This window comes from Pseudomonas sp., from assembly GCF_030150285.1.
Lineage (GTDB): Bacteria > Pseudomonadota > Gammaproteobacteria > Pseudomonadales > Pseudomonadaceae > Aquipseudomonas.
In genome coordinates this window covers 118,670-140,998 of record NZ_JASLGE010000020.1, presented here as the reverse complement: position 1 = coordinate 140,998, position 22,329 = coordinate 118,670, and the positions used below count along the sequence as shown (strand labels likewise).

At 58.8% G+C, this 22,329-nt stretch carries 19 protein-coding genes; 8 read left to right on the top strand and 11 right to left on the bottom strand.

Annotated elements, in window-relative coordinates; genetic code table 11:
- Positions 1-446: 446 nt before the first annotated feature.
- The 3 genes from Q1W15_RS03235 to Q1W15_RS03225 all read left to right on the top strand — a co-directional run bounded on the left by Q1W15_RS03235 (position 447) and on the right by Q1W15_RS03225 (position 3,992).
- Positions 447-1,778: an MFS transporter gene (locus tag Q1W15_RS03235; protein WP_300720145.1), complete on the top strand. Its 1,332-nt coding sequence runs from the start codon at positions 447-449 to the stop codon at positions 1,776-1,778.
- 112 nt (positions 1,779-1,890) lie between these two features.
- Positions 1,891-3,123, top strand: a complete 1,233-nt coding sequence (locus tag Q1W15_RS03230) for an OprD family porin (protein ID WP_300720144.1) — start codon at positions 1,891-1,893, stop codon at positions 3,121-3,123.
- A gap of 155 nt (positions 3,124-3,278) precedes the next feature.
- Positions 3,279-3,992: a GntR family transcriptional regulator gene (locus tag Q1W15_RS03225; RefSeq protein WP_300720143.1), complete on the top strand. Its 714-nt coding sequence runs from the start codon at positions 3,279-3,281 to the stop codon at positions 3,990-3,992.
- Positions 3,993-3,996: 4 nt separating this feature from the next.
- On the opposite strand, the gene Q1W15_RS03220 is transcribed toward Q1W15_RS03225, so the two are convergent.
- Together Q1W15_RS03220 and Q1W15_RS03215 are read right to left on the bottom strand one after the other, a co-directional pair.
- Positions 3,997-4,947: a PDR/VanB family oxidoreductase gene (locus tag Q1W15_RS03220; RefSeq protein WP_300720142.1), complete on the bottom strand. Its 951-nt coding sequence runs from the start codon at positions 4,945-4,947 to the stop codon at positions 3,997-3,999.
- A gap of 88 nt (positions 4,948-5,035) precedes the next feature.
- Positions 5,036-6,094 carry an aromatic ring-hydroxylating dioxygenase subunit alpha gene (locus tag Q1W15_RS03215; protein ID WP_300720141.1) on the bottom strand — a complete coding sequence of 353 codons (1,059 nt, stop codon included), beginning with the start codon at positions 6,092-6,094 and terminating at the stop codon, positions 5,036-5,038.
- 330 nt (positions 6,095-6,424) lie between these two features.
- Between Q1W15_RS03215 and Q1W15_RS03210 the strand changes: the two genes are divergently transcribed.
- Complete coding sequence (locus Q1W15_RS03210; protein WP_300720140.1) at positions 6,425-7,609, top strand: sugar transporter; 1,185 nt, start codon at positions 6,425-6,427, stop codon at positions 7,607-7,609.
- 7 nt (positions 7,610-7,616) lie between these two features.
- On the opposite strand, the gene vgrG is transcribed toward Q1W15_RS03210, so the two are convergent.
- The 5 genes from vgrG to Q1W15_RS03185 form a co-directional block, all read right to left on the bottom strand.
- On the bottom strand, positions 7,617-8,585 hold the full coding sequence (gene vgrG / locus Q1W15_RS03205; RefSeq protein WP_300720139.1) for a type VI secretion system tip protein VgrG: 969 nt from the start codon (positions 8,583-8,585) through the stop codon (positions 7,617-7,619).
- Between the two features lie 163 nt (positions 8,586-8,748).
- A complete protein-coding gene (locus Q1W15_RS03200) occupies positions 8,749-9,186 on the bottom strand; it encodes a YqaA family protein (protein ID WP_300720138.1) in 438 nt (145 codons plus the stop codon).
- 302 nt (positions 9,187-9,488) lie between these two features.
- A complete protein-coding gene (locus Q1W15_RS03195) occupies positions 9,489-10,229 on the bottom strand; it encodes a M12 family metallopeptidase (protein ID WP_300720137.1) in 741 nt (246 codons plus the stop codon).
- Positions 10,230-10,411: 182 nt separating this feature from the next.
- Complete coding sequence (locus tag Q1W15_RS03190) at positions 10,412-11,029, bottom strand: cupin domain-containing protein (protein WP_300720136.1); 618 nt, start codon at positions 11,027-11,029, stop codon at positions 10,412-10,414.
- 102 nt (positions 11,030-11,131) lie between these two features.
- A complete protein-coding gene (locus Q1W15_RS03185) occupies positions 11,132-13,093 on the bottom strand; it encodes an FAD-dependent oxidoreductase (RefSeq protein WP_300720135.1) in 1,962 nt (653 codons plus the stop codon).
- Positions 13,094-13,308: 215 nt separating this feature from the next.
- On the opposite strand from Q1W15_RS03185, the gene Q1W15_RS03180 reads away from it, so the two are divergent.
- On the top strand, positions 13,309-14,358 hold the full coding sequence (locus tag Q1W15_RS03180; RefSeq protein WP_300720134.1) for an ABC transporter substrate-binding protein: 1,050 nt from the start codon (positions 13,309-13,311) through the stop codon (positions 14,356-14,358).
- Positions 14,359-14,439: 81 nt separating this feature from the next.
- Here the strand turns inward: Q1W15_RS03180 and Q1W15_RS03175 are convergent, their stop codons facing one another.
- Positions 14,440-15,414 (bottom strand): GlxA family transcriptional regulator, encoded by a 975-nt coding sequence (locus tag Q1W15_RS03175; protein ID WP_300720133.1) that lies wholly within the window; start codon positions 15,412-15,414, stop codon positions 14,440-14,442.
- 103 nt (positions 15,415-15,517) lie between these two features.
- Between Q1W15_RS03175 and Q1W15_RS03170 the strand changes: the two genes are divergently transcribed.
- Positions 15,518-16,066, top strand: a complete 549-nt coding sequence (locus Q1W15_RS03170; RefSeq protein ID WP_300720132.1) for a cysteine hydrolase family protein — start codon at positions 15,518-15,520, stop codon at positions 16,064-16,066.
- A 115-nt stretch (positions 16,067-16,181) separates the two neighbouring features.
- Here Q1W15_RS03170 and Q1W15_RS03165 read toward each other — a convergent pair whose 3' ends face one another.
- Both Q1W15_RS03165 and Q1W15_RS03160 read right to left on the bottom strand, forming a co-directional pair.
- Complete coding sequence (locus Q1W15_RS03165; RefSeq protein ID WP_300720131.1) at positions 16,182-16,841, bottom strand: CoA transferase subunit B; 660 nt, start codon at positions 16,839-16,841, stop codon at positions 16,182-16,184.
- Positions 16,842-16,875: 34 nt separating this feature from the next.
- Complete coding sequence (locus Q1W15_RS03160; RefSeq protein ID WP_300720130.1) at positions 16,876-17,574, bottom strand: CoA transferase subunit A; 699 nt, start codon at positions 17,572-17,574, stop codon at positions 16,876-16,878.
- 127 nt (positions 17,575-17,701) lie between these two features.
- Between Q1W15_RS03160 and Q1W15_RS03155 the strand changes: the two genes are divergently transcribed.
- The gene (locus Q1W15_RS03155; protein ID WP_300720129.1) at positions 17,702-18,595 is read left to right on the top strand and encodes a LysR family transcriptional regulator; all 894 of its coding nucleotides are present in this window, start codon (positions 17,702-17,704) and stop codon (positions 18,593-18,595) included.
- An 83-nt stretch (positions 18,596-18,678) separates the two neighbouring features.
- Here the strand turns inward: Q1W15_RS03155 and Q1W15_RS03150 are convergent, their stop codons facing one another.
- Positions 18,679-18,990 (bottom strand): hypothetical protein, encoded by a 312-nt coding sequence (locus Q1W15_RS03150; protein WP_300720128.1) that lies wholly within the window; start codon positions 18,988-18,990, stop codon positions 18,679-18,681.
- Positions 18,991-19,385: 395 nt separating this feature from the next.
- On the opposite strand from Q1W15_RS03150, the gene Q1W15_RS03145 reads away from it, so the two are divergent.
- Positions 19,386-22,181, top strand: coding sequence for an RHS repeat-associated core domain-containing protein (locus Q1W15_RS03145; RefSeq protein ID WP_300720127.1), 2,796 nt, complete (start codon positions 19,386-19,388; stop codon positions 22,179-22,181).
- The last annotated feature ends 148 nt before the right edge of the window (positions 22,182-22,329 follow it).

The following is a 22,329-nucleotide window of genomic DNA, read 5'->3' as shown; positions in this document are numbered from 1 at the left end:
TTTTTTGCGGGGGGTGTGGATCCAATGAGCCGCTCGCGGATGACCGAAGGAGTGGTAGTGGCGCGCGGGCGGAGTCTGCATGGCGATGTTGATCGATAATCGCACAGTAAAAATGCTGTTATGCAATGATTGTAAGTCATTGAAATATAAGTATTTATTATATTTTACTGATTCGTAAAATCAGCTTTTAAGGCCGTTTTACGCCTCTGTCGGGGCCCCCTTATCTTGCCTGTGGATCCATTAACGGGTTGACTAGCGCCCTGTGACGGCAGGCCCCTGTACCTGACCGTTACTCATAAAAAATACAAAAAAAAGGGTCTCGTCATGAAAGGCTTATCCAAGGCACAGAACGGTCTGAGTTCTGCCCGCTTTATGCTTGTGCGCCTGCCTGCGCCGGGCGTTATCTGCATGTGTCAGGTGGCCGTGTCCAGTGCGGAGGCGCTGCCATGTCTGTCGATCTGAAAGCCACCGTAGACAATGGCCCGATGAGCCGCTTTCAGTGCCTCGCCATCGGTATTTGCATCGTCTTGAACATGATCGATGGATTTGACGTGCTGGTGATGGCGTTCACGGCCGCATCGGTGTCGGCCGAGTGGGCGTTGACCGGCGCGCAAATCGGCATGCTGCTCAGCGCCGGGTTGTTCGGCATGGCCGCAGGTTCGCTGTTTATCGCCCCGTGGGCCGACCGTATTGGCCGTCGCCCGTTGATTTTGTTGTGCCTGGTGATTTCCGGCACCGGCATGCTGCTGTCGGCCCTGAGCCAAACCCCGCTGCAACTGGCGCTGTTGCGCGGCCTTACGGGGTTGGGCATTGGCGGCATTCTTGCCAGCAGCAACGTGATTGCCAGTGAATACGCCAGCAAGCGCTGGCGCGGGTTGGCGGTCAGCTTGCAGTCGACGGGCTATGCCCTTGGCGCGACCCTGGGCGGTTTGCTGGCGGTCTGGTTGCTGACGCACTGGGGCTGGCGTTCGGTGTTTTTGTTCGGCGGCCTGGCGACCTTTGCGGTGATCCCGCTGGTGCTGCTGTGGTTGCCCGAGTCGCTGGACTTCCTGCTGGCGCGTCGGCCGGCCAACGCCCTGCACCGCATCAATCGCCTGGCCCGGCGTTTGGGGCAACCGGCCCTGAGCCAGATGCCGGCGCTGGAGGTGAGCACGCAAGGGTCGCGTAGCAGCCTGGCGCAACTGCTGGCACCGCCGCTGCGGCGCACCACTTTGTTGATCTGGCTGCTGTTTTTCTTGGTGATGTTCGGTTTCTATTTTGTGATGAGCTGGACCCCCAAGCTGTTGGTCTCGGCGGGTTTGTCGGCGCAGCAAGGCATCACCGGCGGTGTGCTGTTGAGCGTGGGCGGGATTTTTGGCGCGGCGCTGGTGGGCGGTCTGTCATCGCGCTGGCCGCTGACGCGGGTGCTCTCCTTGTTTATGTTGGTGACGGCCGGGTTGCTGGTGTTGTTTGTCGGTTCGGCGTCATCAGCCATGGCAGCCCTGGGGCTGGGCCTGTTGATCGGGCTGTTTTCCAACGGCTGCGTTGCCGGGCTGTATGCCCTGTCGCCCATGGTGTACGACGCTTCGGTGCGGACCACCGGGGTGGGTTGGGGCATCGGTATCGGCCGGATCGGCGCCATCCTGTCACCCATCGTGGCCGGGTTCCTGCTGGACGCCGGCTGGCAACCGCTGCACTTGTACGGGGTGTTTGCCGTTGTGTTTGTGATTGCAGCCGCTTGCCTGCTGTTGCTTAAACCGTCGAAACCCCAGGCGCAACCGGTGCTCTCACCGGCCTGATACGACCTTTCGCTTTACCCATGCCCGGCCAGGCCGGGCATTTTCCCTACGCACCATTGGGCGAGTTGTTCAGTCGCGGGGAGCGGCTGCGCCCACAAAAAGGAGAATAACAATGAAGAACAAGAGCACTTTGGGTTTGTTGTCGCTGACGGTGTGCCTGCCGGTCATGGCGCAAGAGGAGGGCTTTTTTGAGGGGGCCAGTACCGACCTGCTGCTGCGCAATTACTACTTCAACCGCGATTTCCGTGATTCCGGTGCCAGTAAAAGCAAGGCCGAGGAATGGGCGCAGGGGTTCATCCTTAAATTCACCTCGGGTTACACCCCAGGGCCTGTGGGTTTTGGTCTGGACGCCATCGCGATGCTGGGGGTCAAACTCGACAGCAGCCGCCAGGTCAGCGGTTCGGAGTTACTGCCCGTGCACGGTGACGGCCACGCGGCGAACAACTTTGGCCGTGCCGGTGTGGCGGCCAAAGCGCGCTTTTCGGCCACTGAAGTGAAAGTGGGTGAGTTGATGCCGGATGTGCCGGTGTTGCGTTACGACGATGGCCGCCTGCTGCCGCAGACCTTTCGTGGGGCCATGCTGGTGTCCAAAGAGATCGAAGGCCTCGGGGTGCAGGCCGGCCAGTATCGGGCCGTGAGCTTGCGCAACTCATCGAACATGCAAGACCTGTCGGCGTGGGCCGCGCCGGGTGTCATGTCCGATCGTTTCAACTACGCCGGTGCTGACTACCGTTTTAACGACCAGCGTACCCTGGTGGGGGCCTGGCATTCACAGCTCAAAGACATCTACCAGCAGAGCTTCTTTAATGTGCAGCACAAACAGCCGGTGGGCGACTGGGTGCTGGGGGCCAACATTGGTTACTTCATTGACCGCGGCGACGGCAGCAAACGCATCGGCCATGTCAGCAGCCAAACGGGCTATGGCTTGTTCTCGGCTGCCACGGGCGGGCACACCGTGTACCTGGGCTTGCAGCGGGTGAACGGCGACACGGCCTGGATGTCGGTGTATGGCAGCAGCGGCCGCACGCTGGGCAACGACATGTTCAACGGTAACTTCAGTAACGCCGACGAACGCTCGTGGCAGGCCCGTTACGACTACAACTTTGCGGCGCTGGGTGTCCCGGGTTTGCTGGCAATGGTGCGTTATGGCCATGGCGACAACGCCACCACCAAAAGCGGCACGAATGGCAAGCAATGGGAGCGGGATACTGAAGTGGGGTACACCTTCCAGAGCGGCACGTTGAAAAACCTCAGTCTGCGCGTCAACAACGCCACCAACCGTCGCAGTTTCAACAGCGATTTTGACCAGACGCGCGTAATCGTCAGCTACCCGTTGTCGATGTAACGCCATCGCGCTCAAGCCCGCGCCTGCCTGTTCAGGGTGAACAGTGTGGGAGTGGGCCTGGGCGACGTGTCTGTGATGTCGCTGTGAGCTCAGCCGTTTGTATCGCGCGGCGCGAGGGTTACTATGCTTGTCCATATTTTCTGGAAGCTGTCTGGATGAGCAAGCCCGGCCAATTGGTGCTGATTGCACTGCGAAAAATGATCGCCTCGGGCGAACTCGCCGCCGGTGAGCGCCTGATGGAAACCCCGACGGCCGAGTTGTTCGGTGTGTCGCGCATGCCGGTGCGCATGGCCTTTCGCACCCTGGAGCAGGAAGGCTTGTTGGTGCGGTTTGGCGGGCGCGGGTTTCAGGTGCGGTCGGTCAGTGCCAACGATATTGCCGGTGCGGTGGAAGTGCGCGGTGTACTCGAAGGGCTGGCGGCTCGCCTTACCGCTGAGCGCGGGTTGTCTGCCGAAGGCCGGGTGATCCTCGAGCGCTGCCTGCAAGAGGGCGATGAACTGTTCGACAAGGGCTATGTCACTGAAGACGATCTGGAGGTCTACCACGACCTCAATATGCGTTTTCATGAAGTGATTGTTGAGGGCAGCCACAACCCGGCCATTGCCGATGCGTTGGCCCGCAATGATCATTTGCCGTTTGCCTCGGTCACGGCGCTGGCCGTCGACCGCAAGGACATGGTGCGTGAATACCGGCGCTTCAATTACGCCCATATGCAGCACCATTCCGTCTTCGATGCGCTGGTCAGCGGCCAGGGCGCGCGCGCCGAAGCCATCATGCGCGAACACGCCAACGCCACCCTGCGCTATGCCGAGACTTTTGGTTCGGCCGCGGCTCAGGAGCGGATGAAAGTGATTCACCGCGCCGAGTAAGGCCTCAGATGTCCAGCACCAGCAACGGCGTTTTTGACCGTGAGCAACACGGCGTGAATTGATCGTTGCAGGCTTGCTCTTCTTCCGTCAGAAACATGTCGCGATGCTCTGGCGTGCCTTCCAGTACGCGGGTCAGGCAGGTGCCGCACACGCCTTGTTCGCAAGACATGGGAATGTCGATGCCATGGCGCTCCAGCACCTGAACCACGGTCTGGTCGGCGGCGATCTCGAACACTTGCCCGGTGCTGTTGACCTTTACGCTGAAGCGGCCGTCGTTGCGCGTGTCCACGGGTGCCGCCGCAAAGTATTCACGGTGCAGCGTGTCTTCGTGCCAGCCCTGGGTGCGGGCGGTGTCGAGTACGTGCTGCATGAAGCCGGCAGGGCCGCACACGTACAGGTGCACATCGTGCTGTGGCTCGGCGAGCACATGCGCCGCTTGCATCACGGTATCGGGCTGTTCGTCAAAGTGCAGGTGCACCCGGTCGCTAAAGGCGCACTGGCGCAGGCGTTCGACAAAGGCCGCGCGCTCGCTGGAGCGGGCGCAGTAATGCAGTTGGAAATCGGCCCCGCTGTGGGCCAGCCGTTCGGCCATGCACAAGATAGGGGTGATGCCGATCCCTCCGGCAAACAGCAGGCTGCGCCGTGCTTCGTGCACCAGCGGGAACAAATTGCGCGGCTCGCTGATGCGCAAGGGCGCGCCGGTGTTGATCTGCTCGTGCAGGTGTTGCGAGCCGCCCCGCGACGCGGGGTCGTGCAGCACGGCAATCACATAACGGTGGCGTTCGTCGGGGTGATTGCACAGCGAGTACTGGCGGATCAGCCCGTCGTCCAGGTGCACGTCAATGTGCGCGCCCGCGCTGAACGCGGGCAGGGGGCCGCCGTCGTGGGCGGCCAATTCAAAACTGCAAATACCGTGCGCTTCGGTGTTGCGCGATACCACCACCACATCAATCATGCCGGGTCCTTGGAGCATTACCCCGCAGGGGCTGCTTCTGGTTATTGTCGGTGAGTACAGGCACGGCAAGCGGTGCCGTGCCCCAGGGTTACTGCGCCGTGGCGATCAGTTGCGGTTCAGGTGGCCGTTCGCTGGCGATGATGCGCTCCAGCACGCGCCGCGATTGCACGCCGCCCGAGTCGATATTGAGCTTGAGCAGGGCGCGGTGCGGGTGGTCGAGCAGGTTCTGTTGTTGGCGCTCGAGCATTTCCAGGTCTTCGCTGAAAATCTTCCCCTGGCCTTCGCGGATGGTCTCGGTCAGTGCCTGATCATGGGGGTTGAAGTTGCGCGCCATGCCCCAGAAGTACCAAATCGATGTGTCGGTTTCGGGGGTGATGAAGTCGACCACGATGCTGGAGGCCTTGACCGCCGGGTCAGCGTGATAACCGCCGTGGCCTGCATGCGCCACGCCCACTTCGATCAGTACATGGCTGGGCGGTGTGAAGCGGCAGATCTGCCAGCGGTCCACCGGCACATCGTCGGCCAGGTGGTTGCCGCGCAGCGCCATGCGCCAGAACGGCGGGGGCATGATGTTTTGCATATGGCGAGCCGTGACCACTTCCTGGCCTTCGACGGTGGTGGTGGGGGCCACTTCGTCGATTTCTTTCTGGCCGATGCTGGAAGCGTGCACGTAGGTTTCGTGGGTCAGGTCCATCAGGTTGTCGATCATCAAGCGGTAATCGCAACCGATATGAAACAGCCCGCCGCCGTAGGCCCACTCATCGCTCACGGCCCATTCCAGGTGATGAATCAGTGCCGGGTCGGCTTTCTCCTGATCGCCCGGCCATACCCAGATAAACCCGTAGCGTTCAACCACGGCATAGGTTTTGTTGCAGGGAAAGCCGCGAACACGCTGGCCGGGCATTTCCACGGTCTTGCCGTCGCCGCCCATCACCAGGCCGTGATAGCCGCACACCAGGTGGCCGTTTTCGACGTAGCCCAGCGACAAGGGGGCACCACGGTGCGGGCAGAAGTCCTCGACCGCCGCCACCTGATTGTGTTGGCCACGGTAGAACACGATTTTCTCGCCGCAGATTTGCCGGCCCAATGGCTTGGCTTCAATTTCATCGGGGGTGCACGCGACGTACCAGGTATTTTTTGGGTACATGACCAATCTCCAGATCAGATGTTATTGCTTTTATGGATCCATTAGGCGTGATCCTCATCGGGCGGGTCAAGAATGAAATCGAGGATTTGGCGATTATCGAACGCTAAATTGGATGTTAATGGATCCATTGATCCGGTATTCACCCAAGGCGCGATGCACCGGGCCCAGGCCTGAGCAAACAAAACGGTGGGCGAGGGGCAATAAAAACAGGTGCAGATGTTCACTAGCGGCCGTTTGAGATCTCTATAGAATGCGGCCTTATGTGGTTCAGCCTCGTGAACCGAGCGCCGGGCCTGTCAGTTTATCGATAGCGAGCAGTGCAGCCTTTAGATGAGTAACCCCACGTCTTCCCCCGTCACACACTGGCAGCCAGTCATTGCATTGGCATTGGCGGCCTTTGTGTTCAATACCACTGAATTTGTGCCGGTCGGGCTGTTAAGCGCGATCGGGGCCAGTTTTGACATGACCACGGCCAAGGTCGGGCTGATGCTCACCATTTATGCGTGGGTGGTGTCGCTGGCGTCATTGCCGATCATGCTGGTAACCCGCAACGTCGAGCGGCGCAGGTTATTGCTGGTGCTCTTCGGGTTGTTTATTGCCAGCCACCTGGTGTCGAGCCTGGCCAGTAACTTCGGCATTCTGTTGCTCAGCCGCATAGGGGTAGCGTTGTCTCATGCCCTGTTCTGGTCGATCACCGCGTCGCTGGCGGTACGCCTGGCCCCCGAGGGCAAACAGGTGCAAGCACTGGGTTTGCTGGCCACCGGCACTTCGCTGGCGATGGTGTTGGGCGTTCCACTCGGTCGCTTGCTGGGTGAGGCCATGGGGTGGCGCACCACTTTTTTGGTGATCGCGGGGTTAGCGGGGCTGCTGGTGCTTTGGTTGGCCCGTACCTTGCCGTTGCTGCCAAGCCAGAATTCAGGCTCCCTGCGCAGCCTGCCGGTGCTGTTCAAGCGGCCCGCCCTGGTGGCGGTCTATGTGCTGACCGCTCTGGTGGTGACCGCCCAGTTCACGGCTTACAGCTATGTCGAACCTTTTGTGCAAGGGGTGGCGGGCATGAGTGGCAGCGCCGTGACGCTGGTGCTGCTGCTGTTTGGCGGAGCCGGGATTATCGGTTCCCTGTGCTTTAGCTGGTTTCACAAATACAGCCCGCTGGGTTTCCTGCTGACGGCCGTGGGGCTGCTCAGCCTGTGCCTGTTGCTGCTGTTGCCGGCCAGTGGCTGGATCGAATCGCTGAGTGTGCTGAGCATTGTATGGGGCATGGCGATCATGGGGTTTGGCCTGGCGTTGCAATCCAAGGTGCTGAGCCTGGCCCCGGACGCCACCGATGTGGCGATGGCCATGTTTTCGGGCATTTACAACATAGGTATCGGTGGCGGAGCGCTGCTGGGCAGTACGGTCGGCAGCCACTTCGGTTTTGCCTGGGTCGGGCTGGTGGGGGGCACGCTGGCGGGCCTGGCGCTGGCCGGGTATGGCTGGACCATGTTGCGCCTGCAACGACAGGGCAAGCCGACCTGAAGCCGGCTCAGCCTGCCTTTAAATAATCGACCGGGGGCTCGTCGCCCCCCGGCTTGTCGGAAGCCAGGAACACTTCGTTGAGCACGGTGCCGTGTGCCGTACTGCGTCGGCGCAGCACCGTATGGAATTCAACCGTGGGGGCTCCAAGCGCAACGGGCAGGTAACCTGCAATGAGCGGCCGGTCCGGGTTGCCATCAAGGAAGGTCACCAGCACATCCATGCCCTCGTGCGGTAATCCGATGCCCGCTGCGAGCGGCAGCCAGCAACAGCGCTGTGCGTCTTTCTGGCTGGCGTGATGCCAGTGAAACCGCACCTTGATGCGGCCGTGCCGGTCGCAACGCGTTGCACCTTGCCCTTGCCCATGCCCGATGACATGGGCGACCTGCACGCCGGAAATGCAGGGGCGTGAGTGTTTGACGCTGACTCTGCGGCCGTCTTCGAACACCAGCCTGTGGCCGTGTACCGAGTGTTCGAAATGGTAATTGAGGCCTTCTTCTTCACACAGGCGCTGCACAAAATGCAGGTCGGTTTCGTGATATTGCACGCAGTAGGTGCGGGTGCGGTGCACGTTGCTCAGCCTGAACTCGACGTCGCCCTCGGCCATGCCGTGCTCTTTCAGGAGGCGGGCAATGATGTGCCTGACCGTGCGCTGCTGGAACACCCGCTGGTTGGTGCGGTGCTCCAGGTAGGCCAGTCGGGGCACCAGGGTCAGCGTGTAAGGGGTGCCGTGTGCGGTGGCCGGGCCTTGGCTGATACCGTACACATGCCCATGAACCCCCGTGCCGTCGGGGTTGACGGTCACAAATACCGGTTGATGCAGTAGCGCTGCCATGTCCAGGTCGGCCTGCTCGCTGAGCAGTACCAACTCAAACGCATACGGCTGGCTCGGTCTCTCGCGACCGCTGAACGAATGCACATGAAACAGGCCGTTCAAGCCTGTGAGCGTAGGGCAGAAGTGCGGGGGGCGGCGTGGCATGGAAGCTCCTTGCGCAACGGCTGTTTTGATGTAACAAAACGTAAGGGCATTGGTCGCGCTAGTGTGCAAGTTTGTATGAAACGAGGATGTAGTACGTATCCGTTCTGGTCTGTGCAAGACATTAAATTGGCGTGGGAATTTAGCAGAATTGCATGTCAGGCATTTATGCCAAGCCAAGTGTGATCGCCGCCAACACCAAATAGCGGGCGGCTTTCGCCACCGTCACGATTAACAGAAAGCGCCACAGCGGTTCACCCATGATGCCGGCGATCAGGGTCAGGGGATCGCCGATCACGGGCATCCAACTGAGCAGCAGTGACCAGCGGCCATAACGCCCGTAAAACTGTTGGGCTTTATCGAGTTTTTTGGGGCTGACAGGAAACCAGCGCTTATGTCGGAAACGTTCGACCGAACGCCCCAGCCACCAGTTCAGGGCCGAGCCCAGCACATTGCCCAGGGTGGCCACCACCAGCAGAACCATAACGGCGTAACGCTCGGACAGCAGCATCGCCACCAGCACGGCTTCCGACTGCATGGGCAGTAGGGAGGCGGCCCCGAAGGCGGCCAGAAACAGCCCCAAATAGCTGGTGAACTCGAACACTCAAGGGTCGCCCGCGGTTTTAAAGAGGCCGCTACTCTAAAGCCTGACGGGCCTGAAGCGCCAACCTTACGGGACGCATCGGATATCGCTTGGGGTGAACGGATGATCGGCTGGCTGAAACATACCGAGAGCCAAGCGCAAAGCAGGGCAGTGGTGGGGTAACGCCAGGGCGACCGTTCTGGTGCTTAAGTTCGAAAGGTCAGTAGTCTTGTGCTTGACGGCCTCAGTCTGTCAGCAGAGACCGTCATGGCTGTTTTTGTTGTGTCAGGCGGTTGCAGGCATCATTCGGACAGCCGCTACTCTTATAAAACCGCAGGTTTGGGCTTGGGGTAAATTCGCGAGACTTTCATGATATCCCGCGCACTAAGGTTAAAGTTGCGAGCCACACTAAAATCACCGAGGGTGACAGCGTTAAGGATGGGGTAGTGCATGATTGAAGTGGTGTCGTACACGGTGCGAAACAGCGGGTGGGGTTGCCATTTGTCAAGCATGTTGAAGTTAACGGTTTGTCTATCCCAGTTGGCATGATTTAAATAGTAGTCATAAATTTTTGTAAGGTCCCAAGGGATATTTGAGTCCGGGTGTTGGTGTTCGTGGCGTAGCCCCAATACATGACCGAATTCATGCCTGGCTATTGCGCTCAATCGATCACCGCTCAATGAGTTTTTTATAATTAGCGTGGGTTCTTCGTAGGGTATCAATAATGCATCGGTTCCCAACTGTGAAGTACTCGATTGCGCTAGCATTGCGATACGGATATCGGCCCGGGTACCCTCAATAAAGCTCAGGGTAAGGCTGATATGAGGTTGCCAGTCCAATGCCGCTGTTTTAATCAGTTCTTTGTTTTCCTGTGTCACGGAGTCATAAAAACCTATCGTCAAGGTTCGATCACGTGCCCAATAGTTAGAGAAGTGGCCGGTTGATATTTTTTTACGCTCGCCTGAACGACTGTGATCATTCAGCGGATTTTCCTGAATGGCTGTTTCATAAGAAGCCGAAGGATCAATGCTTGCGCGTTGGCAGCATGTTATTAGCGTGTCCATCAGTAACGTCCTTGTTGTGAAACTTTAAAAATTTAGGTGTAACCACTTGCATGGTTAATGACAGGATAGAAGTTTCAGGGCGTCTGAGCGGTCATTAATGACACTGGTTTATGAGTAAATATTTATGAAGGCATCGCTCGGAAGACGCTTGAACGATGCCGCCCCGTACAGAACCCAGGGCGTTAGAAGGTCGGCGGGGTAATCACCCAGACCACCACGGCATCCACCTCGCCGGGGTTGCCGTAGCGATGGGGTTCCTGGCTGGAAAAACTGAAGCTGTCGCCTTCACCCAACTGGAAATGGCGGTCGCTGACCCACAGCTCAAAACAACCGGACAGCACATACCCGGCTTCTTCACCTTCATGGCTGTAGCTCTGTTGGCTGTAGGTTCCCGGCGGGAAACGCGAATGCAGCATTTCCAGCTGGCGATTGGGCTGTGGGGTCAGCAGTTGGTCGACGATGCCGTCTTCGTAATGCACGCTCATGCGGTTGTTCTTGCGCACCACATAGCCGCTGTCTTCGGGAGTGGCGCTGGCTTCGCTGGCGAAAAACCATTGAATGGTCACTCCCAGGCTACGGGCAATATTGAACAGGGCGGCAATGGACGGGTAGGCCAGGTTACGTTCGAGTTGGCTGATATAACCCGCCGTCAACTCGCTCATGGCGGCCAGTGTGGCCAGGGTCATGCCCCGGCGTTTGCGCAGGCCGCGAATGCGTGTGCCGAGAAAGTGCGACTCGGTTGCGCCGCTCTGCCGAGCGGGCGTGGCGCTGTCTGGAGACGGGTTGCTGCGGTTGCTCATGACGTGCTCCGAACCGGATGCTGGCGTCGCGTGCCGGGCACGCTGACGCCTGAAGGTGGTCGTCAGCGCGGTGCTGACCAAGGCCCGGAGTATAAAGCAGCCTCAAAGCGCCCAGGCAACCTTCAACCCCTCATAAATCGCTTCTTCGGCCGTGCGCGGTGCCAAACAGTCACCAATGCGGTGGAACGCCACCCGCCCGTGCAATTCGTCGCCCAAGGTGTCCACGGACTGATGCCCCTGACACAGCACCAGGGTGTCGATGTCTTCGAACAGGATCGGCTCACCACTGGCGGTATGCTGCATATACACCGTGCTGTCATCGCAGCCGTAAAGGCGGGCATAGGGCGTGACGGTAATGGCCAGGCGGTGCAACTCACCCACCAGATGGTCGCGCACGTAAAGCGGTAGGCTTTCGCCACAATGTGTACCGTTGACCGCCAGTTGCACCTGATGGCCGGCGCGCACCAAACGCTCGGCAATGCCCGGGCCGATCCAGTCGCTGCGCCAGTCCACCACCAGCACGGAGCGGCCAAGTTTGACCTCGTCGCGCAGCACCTGCCAGGCATCCACCACCTGTAAATCGCCGCCGCGCTCAAACGCCGGCCAATAAGGTTCGGCCCCAGTGGCGACGATCACCACATCCGGCTTTTCCCGTTCAACCAGCGCAAGGTCAACCCGCGTGTTACGCACCACCTTCACGCCTGCCAATGTCATTTCCCGCTGCAAATTGGTGCTGGCCCCCCCGAACTCACTGCGCCGGGGCAGTAACTGGGCCAGCAGCACCTGCCCGCCGAGCTGTGAACTGGCTTCGTAGAGGGTCACATCATGACCACGCTGGGCGGCAACGGCGGCCGCTTTCATCCCGGCCGGGCCACCTCCGGCGATCATGATGCGCTTGCGGGTGGTGGTGGGTTGCACCGTGCCGAATAGCAACTCACGGCCCGTTTCGGGGTGCTGAATGCAGGAAATCGGCAAGCCTTTATGGAAATGCCCGATGCACGCCTGATTGCAGGCAATGCAGGCGCGTACATCTTCACTGCGCCCGGCATCGGTCTTGTTGGGCATTTGCGGGTCGCAGATGAGTGCGCGGGTCATGCCGCACACATCGGCCTGGCCGCGCGCGAGAATCAATTCGGCTTCCTGCGGCTGGTTAATGCGCCCGGTAACGAACAACGGAATCGACAGGCTGGCCTTGAACGTACCGGCCTCTTTCGCCAGGTACGCCGCGTCGATGGCCATGGGCGGCACGATGTGCACCGCGCCGCCCAGGGAGGCCGACGTACCGGCAACGATATGCACGTAATCCAGGTCTTGCTGCAGGGCGGTGACGGCCGCCAGTGACTCATCTTCAGTGAGCCCCTGAGCGTCGCGCTCATCGGCGCTGATGCGTAAGCCAATGATGAAGGTGTCGTCCGTGTTCGCCCGTACTTCAGCAATCACCTCGCGCAAAAACCGCAGGCGCTGCTGCACATCGCCATTGTAACCGTCGGTTCGCAGGTTGACCCGCGGGTTCAGGAATTGCGCCGGCAAGTAACCGTGGCTGGCCACCACTTCAACGCCATCGAGCCCGGCTTGATGCAAGCGCCGGGCGGCAGCGCCATAACCGGCGACGATCTCGTCGATCATGCTTTGGTCAAGCGTACGGGGCATAACCCGAAAGCGCTCATTGGGCACCGATGACGGCGCGTAGGCGACGGCCAGCAAGCCATCGCTGGACTCCATGATCTCCCGCCCAGGGTGGAAAATCTGCGACAGCACGACGGTGCCGTGAGCGTGGCAGGTGTCAGCCAGTTTTCGGTAACCCTCGATGCAGGCGTCGTCGGTGGCCATCAGTACATGGGAGGTGTAGCGCGCACTGTCATGCACCCCGGCCACTTGCAGCACGATCAGGCCTACGCCGCCTTCTGCGCGTGCCCGGTGGTAGGCAATCAGTTGCTCGTTGACCCGGTTGTCGGTGGGCATCGAGGTGTCATGCCCACTGGACATGATGCGGTTCTTGAGGCGTTTGCCACGGATGTGCAGCGGTTCGAACAGGTGCGTGAACCCGGCGGGGGATGTGGGCATGGTGCGGTGCTCCAGGCTAGCCGTGGCGAGAAAAAAGCCCGATCGGCGTTGTTATTATTGCGCTATAGAAATTTACCCTCAGTAAAAAATCAACTTGTTTTTTTAATGAGCCTTGCGTAATTTCGACCTGCACCCACACCTGGGGCACCCCTCACTAACAATAAAAAAGGATCACCGCAGCCCTTGCTCGGTGATACCTGCAAGAGGAACCACTGATGAAGTCCAATACGCTCAAGCATGGCTTTTATCCGTTGATCTTATCCTTGGCCTGCGGCCTGGGTAGCGCGCAGGCCGCACCGGACATGGTTGTCGTCGGGTATGGCGGGGCGGGTCAAAAAGCCCAGGATGTGGCGTTCTTCCAGCCGTTCAGCGCAGCAGACGGCACGAAGCTGATCCAGAGTGAATACAACGGTGAAATGGCCAGAATCAAGGTGATGGTCGACACCGGCAATGTCGATTGGGACGTGGTGCAGATCGAAGGCCCGGACCTGATGCGCGGCTGTGAAGAGGGCATGTACGAGCGGCTCGACTGGAACACCCTGGGCGGTGATGCGCAGTTGATTCCCGATGCGGCGCAGGAGTGCGGTTCTGCCGCGCTGGTGTGGAGCGTGGCCATCGCGTACGACACCGACAAACTCGCCCGGGCACCGACCTCCTGGGCCGATTTTTGGGATGTGAAGAACATCCCCGGCAAGCGTGGCCTGCGCAAACGTGCGGTGTACAACCTGGAGTTCGCCTTGCTGGCCGACGGGGTAAAGGTCGAGGACGTGTATTCGGTGTTAAGCACCCCGCAGGGGGTTGACCGTGCTTTTGCCAAACTGACCGAACTCAAGCCTTACATCCAGTGGTGGGAGGCGGGTGCACAACCGGCGCAATGGCTCACGGTCGGGGATGTGGTCATGACCTCGACCTACAGCGGGCGTATTGCAGCGGCGGCGCAAAGCGGCAGCCACTTGGGCGTGGTCTGGCCCGGCAGCCTGTATGGCATGGACTACTGGGCAATCATCAAGGGCTCCAAACACGTCGATCAGGCCAAGCGGTTTATTGCGTATACCAACCAACCCGACGCTCAGGTCAAGTACGTCGAACAGATCCCTTACGGCCCCACCAATACCCAAGCGGCGGCAAAGCTAGACCCCAAGCTGGCGCAATGGGTGCCCACCACCCCTCAAAACCTGGAAGGGGCACTGTCCATGGATGTGGCTTTCTGGGTGGATCACGGTGAAGAACTCGAAGAGCGCTTCAACGCCTGGGCGACTAAATAGCTCACTATCGCGGGCAGCTTCGGCGTTAATGGGTCGCGAGCTTACTCGCGGTCCATTAACGCTCAAGCGCTGTGATGCCCATCACGACCGGTTGAAACGGCGTCGGTAAGCCCCTGGTGAAAGGCCGACGATGCGGGTAAACACCTTGCGAAAGGCACTGGGGTCGGCGTAACCGACATCCCAGGCTATTTGCTCGATGGGGTGAGCACCCTGTTGCAGGATGGCGCGGGCCCGACCTACGCGCAGTCGCTGGCAGTATTCGGAGGAGGTCATGCCGGTGGCTTTTTGAAAGCGACGAAGAAAGGTGCGTTGTTCAAGGTTGGCTTCATCGGCAAGCCTGGGCAATGCAACATCCAGCGCATTGGTGGCCTGTAACCAGTGCTGCACCTTGAGAATAGCCGTGTCGCCGTGGTTCAGGCGCGGGGCAAACCCGCTGTAGTGACGCTGTTCGCGGCCCGGTACGTCGATGAGCAGCATTTGTGCGGTCGCCACCATGGCGGCCGAACCCAGCAAACGGTCCACCAGGCGCAGGCTCAGATCGGTCCAGCCCATCAAACCACTGGCCGTGATGATATCGGCGTCATCAATCAGCAGTTGGTCGGTGTCTCGGGCAATGTGGCCAAATCGCGCCGCAAACAGCGCTTCCAGTGCCCAATGAATAGACACCTTACGTCCGTCGAGCAAACCGCTGTCGGCCAATAAGAACGTGCCGGCACACACCGAGCCCAGCAGCGTTCCCTGGCCGTGGATAACCTGCAGCCAAGGGGCCAACCGGGCAGCCAGGGGCTTATCCAGCGGCGGGTCGAGTGTGGGTGGCACAATTAGCGCGGCCAAGTGGCCTGTCGCTTGCGGCTGTGTGTCAAACACGCATTCAGGCAGGTCGCCGTGTTGGGGCAGGCACCAATGGCTGACCCTTACGGGGTTCACCGCCAAGCCTTGTTGCCCGGCGGCGAGGCGTCCGGCCAGGCACAGCAAGTCCGTGATGCCGAGCACAGCGGCCTGCTGTGCCGAAGGGTAGAGGAGAATGCCAATGTCGAGGTGCGGCTGGGGTGTCATATGTCGGTTCCGGCGTGATTGGTGTCGATTACGACACTCGAATCTGCACGTTAAACGCGCCAGAATGGCCTGGCAACTCCCATTCGCAATGACGAGGTGAACGATGGCTAAGCATGCAGTGATCGTAGTGGATCTGGAAAACGAGTACCTGCCCACCGGCAATCTGCCGTTGGTTGGCATTGAGGAGGCGGTGGCCAATGCCGTGCGGGTGATCGACAGTGCACGGCGTGCGGGGGACCTGGTGATCAACATCAGGCATGAATCCAGCGACCCTGATTCGCCCTTGTTCAACGCCAGCACCCCGGGCGTGCAGTTTATGGACGCCGTACTGCCGCAGGGCGACGAGCCTGTCATCGTCAAGCACTTCCCCAACTCGTTTTTGAAGACCGACCTTTCGTCCATCCTCGATAAACACGGCATCACCGACGTCACCATCGTCGGTGCCATGAGCCATATGTGCATCGATGCAACGACCCGGGCGGCGTCTGATCTGGGTTACAAGGTCACGGTGGTGCACGACGCGTGCGCAACCCTTGACCTGGAATTCAAAGGCCACACCATCCCGGCAGCCCACGTGCACAACACGCTAATGGCTGCCTTGGCGTTCGCTTACGCCGAAGTGGTCAGCACGCAGGAATACGTGGCGGCTTGAACAACAGCACGGTACCGTCCGTTCGCGGTTGCGGGCGGACGGTGCCAGTCATTTGCCCGCATCCGCTTACGGTGCCTCGTTTCGTTTCGACTGAGGCCGACAGTTAACGTGCCGGTTACGCGAATTGCATTTCCGGCACGTGGTCAGGGACGATCAATTTGCCAGCGGTTTTGCTGACGATTTCTTCCACGCTCACGCCCGGTGCGCGCTCCTTGAGGATAAACGCACCGTCCTCGATTTCCAGGTAAGCCAGGTCCGTCAAGACGCGCTTGATGCAGCCCGCGCCGGTGAGTGGCAGGCTGCAACGGGACAGCAACTTGGATTCGCCGTCCTTGGACGCGTGGGTCATGGTCACGATGATATTATCCGCGCCTGCCACCAGGTCCATTGCGCCGCCCATGCCCTTGACCAATTTGCCGGGAATCATCCAGGACGCGATGTTGCCTTGCACATCGACTTCAAACGCACCCAGTACGGTCAGGTCGATATGGCCACCGCGAATCATCGCGAAGGACTCGGCCGAGGAAAAAATCGACGCGCCGGTGCGAGCCGTAACGGTTTGCTTGCCGGCATTGATCATGTCGGCGTCGACTTCATCGTCATGGGGAAACGGGCCCATGCCCAGCAGGCCGTTCTCGGATTGCAGCATGACTTCCATGCCGTCGGGAATGTAGTTGGCCACCAGGGTCGGGATGCCGATGCCGAGGTTGACGTAAAAGCCGTCCTGCATTTCGCGGGCGACGCGCTGAGCCATTTGTTCGCGGGTTAAAGCCATGGGGTGTGTCCTTCTTGTTCGGGCCAGTGGCGGATTATTTGCGCACGGTGCGTTGTTCAATGCGTTTTTCAAACGTGCCGCAAATGACCCGGTCGACGTAGATACCAGGGGTGTGGATCTGTGTCGGGTCCAGCTCGCCGGGTTCAACAATTTCTTCGACTTCAACCACGGTGATCTTGCCTGCCGTGGCGGCCAGCGGGTTGAAGTTTTGCGCCGTGTGGCGGTAGATCACGTTGCCGTAGCGGTCGGCTTTCCAGCCTTTGACGATGGCAAAGTCGCCGGTGATGGACTCTTCCATCAAGTAGGTACGGCCCTTGAACTCGCGCAGTTCCTTGCCGTCAGCCACGGGGGTGCCCACGCCGGTGGCGGTGAAGAAGGCGGGGATACCGGCACCGCCGGCACGCATTTTTTCGGCCAGCGTGCCTTGCGGGGTCAATTCGACCTCGATTTCACCGCTGAGCAGTTGTTTCTCGAACAGCGCGTTCTCGCCCACATACGAGGCGATCACCTTGCTGATCTGGCGGTCTTCGAGCAATACGCCAAGGCCGAAGCCATCAACGCCACAATTGTTCGAAACCACCGTCAGGTCACGCGTGCCTTTGCGCTTGATTTCGTTGATCAGGTTCTCAGGGATACCGCACAGGCCAAAGCCGCCGGCAATCACGGTCATGCCATCAGTGAGACCGGCCAGGGCCTCCTCGTAGGACGCCACGCATTTGTCGAAACCTGCCATATGCACCTCGTTGTTATTAGTGGGCGGTGATAAATCGTTACGCGAGTGTTACTCCGCGTGATTAATTTGTTAAGTTAATTTTTAAGATTGATTAATTGATAAAACCAAACAATAAGGCGATACCCCGATGACGGTGAAACAGATCCGTGCCTTTCTCGCCGTGGCCCAAAGCCTGAGCTTTGCGGTGGCCTGCGAGCGCTTGCACTTGTCGCAATCAGCCCTGAGCCTGACCATCAAAGCGTTGGAGGAGGGCCTTGGCGGCCGTTTGTTCAGCCGTAATACCCGTAATGTCGCCCTGACGCCCGAGGGCGAAGCCTTGCTGCCTTTGGCGCGCCGACTGATTGCCGACTGGGACAACGCCGAGGACGAGTTGCGCCAGCGCTTCACCTTGCAGCGTGGCCGTGTGACCGTGGCGGCCATACCGTCTTTTGCAGGCAACTTGTTGCCGTTGATTTTGAAACATTTTCGCGGGCGCTACCCCAGGGTCAACGTCACGGTCAATGACGTACTGAATGAACACGTACTGGAAATGGTCCGTGACCGCCAGGTCGAGTTGGGCGTGGCCTTCGAGCCTGCCACCGGTGACGGGCTGAATTTCACCCGGTTGTACCTCGACCGTTTTGTTGCCGTGGTGCCCAGCGATTCAGCCTTGGCCGGGCGTGCGGTGATTGACTGGAAGACATTGCTCGAACAACCCTTTATTACGTTGCAGCGGCCCTCTGCGGTTCGGGTATTGCTGGAAGAGCACTTGCAGGCGCAACAGATGAAATTGCCGGTGGCCTTCGAGAGCCATCAGTTGGCGACGGTGGGCCGCATGGTTGCCAGTGGCTTGGGCGTGAGTGTGGTGCCAGCCCTGTGCGCCGAGCAGATGCGTGAATTGGGTGCGTGCTGTATCACCCTGCACGAGCCGGTGGTGGAGCGAGCCATGGGCGTATTGACCAAACCGGGCCATGAATTGTCCGCCGCAGCCCAAGCCATGTTTGAGAGCTTGATCGATGAACGCCTTGATCAGCGTTTTTAATGAACTCGCCAGCAGGTTCTGGAAATTAAAAAGGCCGTTACCCGACAGTTAAACTGACGGGCAACGGATTTATGTTAATGCCATTAATGAGTGATTAATACTTCATCAATTGAGTACAGTACGCGGCCGTTATACATAATGGTCACGCCGTTGACACTGGAAGGGCCGTACTGTTTATAACTGACTTTGTGGTCAGAGGCGACAGGTAAATCCCAGCAGCCTGGCTGCACTTCCAGATCAAGCCGTAAGTTGAACGATTTGTCCTGGATTTTACTGACAGTCAGTGTGGTTTGGAACCCTGAGTTCGGTAGCGTAATAACGCCATCGACCCGGAAAAACTCATCGCCAGGCATGCGGTTGATCTGTGCTGCCCAGCTTTTGTTTTCAATATCCATATTGAATATTTCCTTTTGGTTGAACGCTAATGGGTTGTTTGCTGCCCGTTAAAGTTGCGCCTTTTGAGGGTTTAAAACAACATTAAATTCTGCGGTATTCGTAAGTTTTAATGTCGATGATAAGGTCTTTTTATAGCATGGGATTATTGCTTTGCTTGTGGGGTTGCCTGTTTTTTAGAATGGGTTTTGTAAGTATTTTTATAGTGCGAGATCTGGTTGAATATAACGGACGATATATAAGTACCTCGCAAGCCATTATTGGCCCATTACAAGCGGGTTGCGCGATTGACTCAGGGGCCTGACCGGTTGGCAGAATCTCTCATCAGTACTGGAAAAATGCCTACTCGCGAATACACTTAACTTACGATCTGAATGGTGTCACCACTGAGGCTGTTATGGACCTGTCTACCCATCGACACACGCCCGGCCTCAGTGTGATTGACCCGCGTGGTTTACCCGTGCGCACGGTGGCTTTTTACCGGCGCGAGGCGCAACACACCGCGCAGGTGCAGGTGACGCGCCAGTGCTACGACGCGGCTGGGCGCTCCGCTGGGCAATGGGACCCGCGTTTGTTCGCGTTGTGGCAGGACGATGCTTCGACGCCACCTAACCAGTCGGCTATTTACGCACTGGGTGGTCAGGTGCTGGCCACCGACAGTGTCGATGCCGGGTGGCGCGTGCAGTTGCAGGGCGACGCCGCGCAAGCGCTGACGCTGTGGGACAGCCGCTTGACCCGCACTCGCATTGAGTACGACGCGTTGCTGCGGCCAACGGCGATGTTTGAGCGGGGCGATGGCGACGTTGAACAGTGCCGCGAACGTCTGTTCTACGGCGGCAATAGCGCCGACGATCACGCCCATAACCGTTGCGGGCAACGGATACGGCACGATGACAGTGCGGGCCGTCTATTGATGCCGTCTTACTCACTGGCCGGGCAAATACTGGAACAAAGCCGCCAGTTTCTGAACGATTTGTCGCCCCCTGACTGGCCGAGTGCAGCACTGGAAGAACAGCGCTTTCTGACTGCCTGGCAGTACGATGCCCTCGGCGGCAGGCTCCAACAGACCGATGCCCTGGGCAATCAGCAGCGCTGGCGTCATGATATCGCGGGGCAACTGAGCCTCAGCCACGTGGAGCAGCCGGGCACCCAGCCTTACACCATATTGCAACGCTGTGTGTATGACGCATCTGGCCAACTAGTGGCACAAACCGCCGGGAATGGCGTGATCAGCCGCAATACCTACGAGCCGGCAACGGGGCGTCTGTCACGGCGCAGTGCCCATACAGCTGACAACACGCTGTTGCAAGACCTGCACTACCGCTACGACCCGGTGGGCAATGTGGTGCAGATCGACGACAGGTCCAAGCCGACCCGTTTTTTTCGTAACCAGCGCACTGACCCCACCAGCACTTACACCTACGACACCCTGTATCAACTGATTGCCGCCACCGGCCGCGAAGTCGCCAGCGTCACCTACGGCCCTGGCCTGCCCGCGACGCCAGACGCCAACAACCTGGTCAATTACCACGAGACCTACCGCTACGACAGCGCGGGCAATTTGCAGCAGTTGCAGCACAGGGGCGGCCAGGCCTGGACCTTGCGCATGGCCACCGCCCGCCACAGCAACCGCAGCCTTGAAGCCCGCAACGGTGAAATACCGGGCGAGCCTGAAATTGCCGCCGGGTTTGATCACAACGGCAACTTGCGCGCCCTGCAACCGGGGCAAGGGTTGACCTGGAGTCTGCGTAACCAACTGCAACAGGTCAGCCCGGTGCAACGCAGCACTGCCGCCCACGACAGCGAACACTACCTGTATGACAGTGACGGCCAGCGCGTACGAAAACTGCGGGTTAGCCAGGCGGCGAACGTGGAGCATCACGCGGATGTGCGCTATTTGCCGGGGTTGGAAATCCGCTGCGACAGCGCCGTGGCCGGTGGCCAAACCCTGCATGTCATCACCGCACATGGCGTGCGGCTACTGCATTGGGAGCGCGGCCTGCGGGCCGATCAATGGCGCTATAGCCTGACCGACCACCTGGGCTCCAGCACCCTGGAGCTGGACGCACACGCCGCGCTGCTCACAGAAGAAGGCTACACACCGTTCGGTAACACGGCGTGGTGGGCGGCAAACAGTGACACCGAGGCGAATGATAAAACCGTGCGCTATTCCGGCAAGGAGCGTGATGCCACGGGGCTTTATTACTATGGGTTCCGCTATTACGCGCCGTGGTTGTGCCGGTGGTTGAATCCGGATCCGGCAGGGGATGTGGATGGGTTCAATCTATTCAGGATGGTGCGGAATAATCCATTAACGCTTAGAGACTTCACTGGGTATGCAGGTGAAGACCCGCAGCAGGAAAAATTCTACCGCAATGCCACGGCCGGTTTTTTACCCCCCATGACAGGTGGTGCAGTGTTTGGCACGCCTTGGGAGAGGCTCAAAGAACAGCAGGCAGTTGAAGCACTGGAACTTTATAAGGATTCTCGAGCAGAAGGTGCCGCACGGTTATGGGCTAATAACCCGCCGACTGAACTTGGTTTGTCAAAACAGGCTAGGCATAATTGGAAGTATGCGACTCCAGGTAATCCATTTTCCGGAATGATTGATACGAGAACACATAAGATTTACTTGATTCCGGCCACTCATCGAAATGAGCATCACGGCATAACCGGGCAAGTGCCTTGGGTAATGAGCGCTTTAAAAAAGCAGTGGTTCAGTAAAGACCGGCATTTGGCTGAAGGGAATTTATCGCCTTATACTAATAGTAAGTTGCGTAATATAGATCACGGTCGCGCCGCTTTTTATCTAGAGGGTAAGGAGGTCGCGCTCAGCACGACCGAGGATGCTTATGGTATATGGAAAGAAACGCAGACTGTTTCGGCTGATTGGCTGGGGTTTTTTATCCACGTTGATAGCCGCACGCATGAGATTGAATTCAATTTCAAATCTGCACAGTTGAATGGCCCCAATATTTTACTGCCTAAAGAACAGATAAGTTTTATTCGGAATCCGGCCACCAAGATGCTTGATGTATCTCTTGTGGGACATAATGGGTCACGACAGCAGCAGCAGGAACGCGTGACGCAACTTCCAGATGAATTAAAACAGTTGGTGCGCCGCGCATTTGAGGGCATGAGACAGCAAGAGCCTCTAAAGCACAGGGCTATGAGATTTCTGGGGCTTAGATAATGGGCTTGCTCTATAAGAATTATGACTGAGGTCATAAATCTGGCACACAACAGAAGAGGGCAGGATTGCCCCAGATTTTTGGCCCTGGACTTTTTGGGGTTAAAGGTGTTGACGCTCCAGGCGGTGAAAGGGCGTTACCCGCCATCCC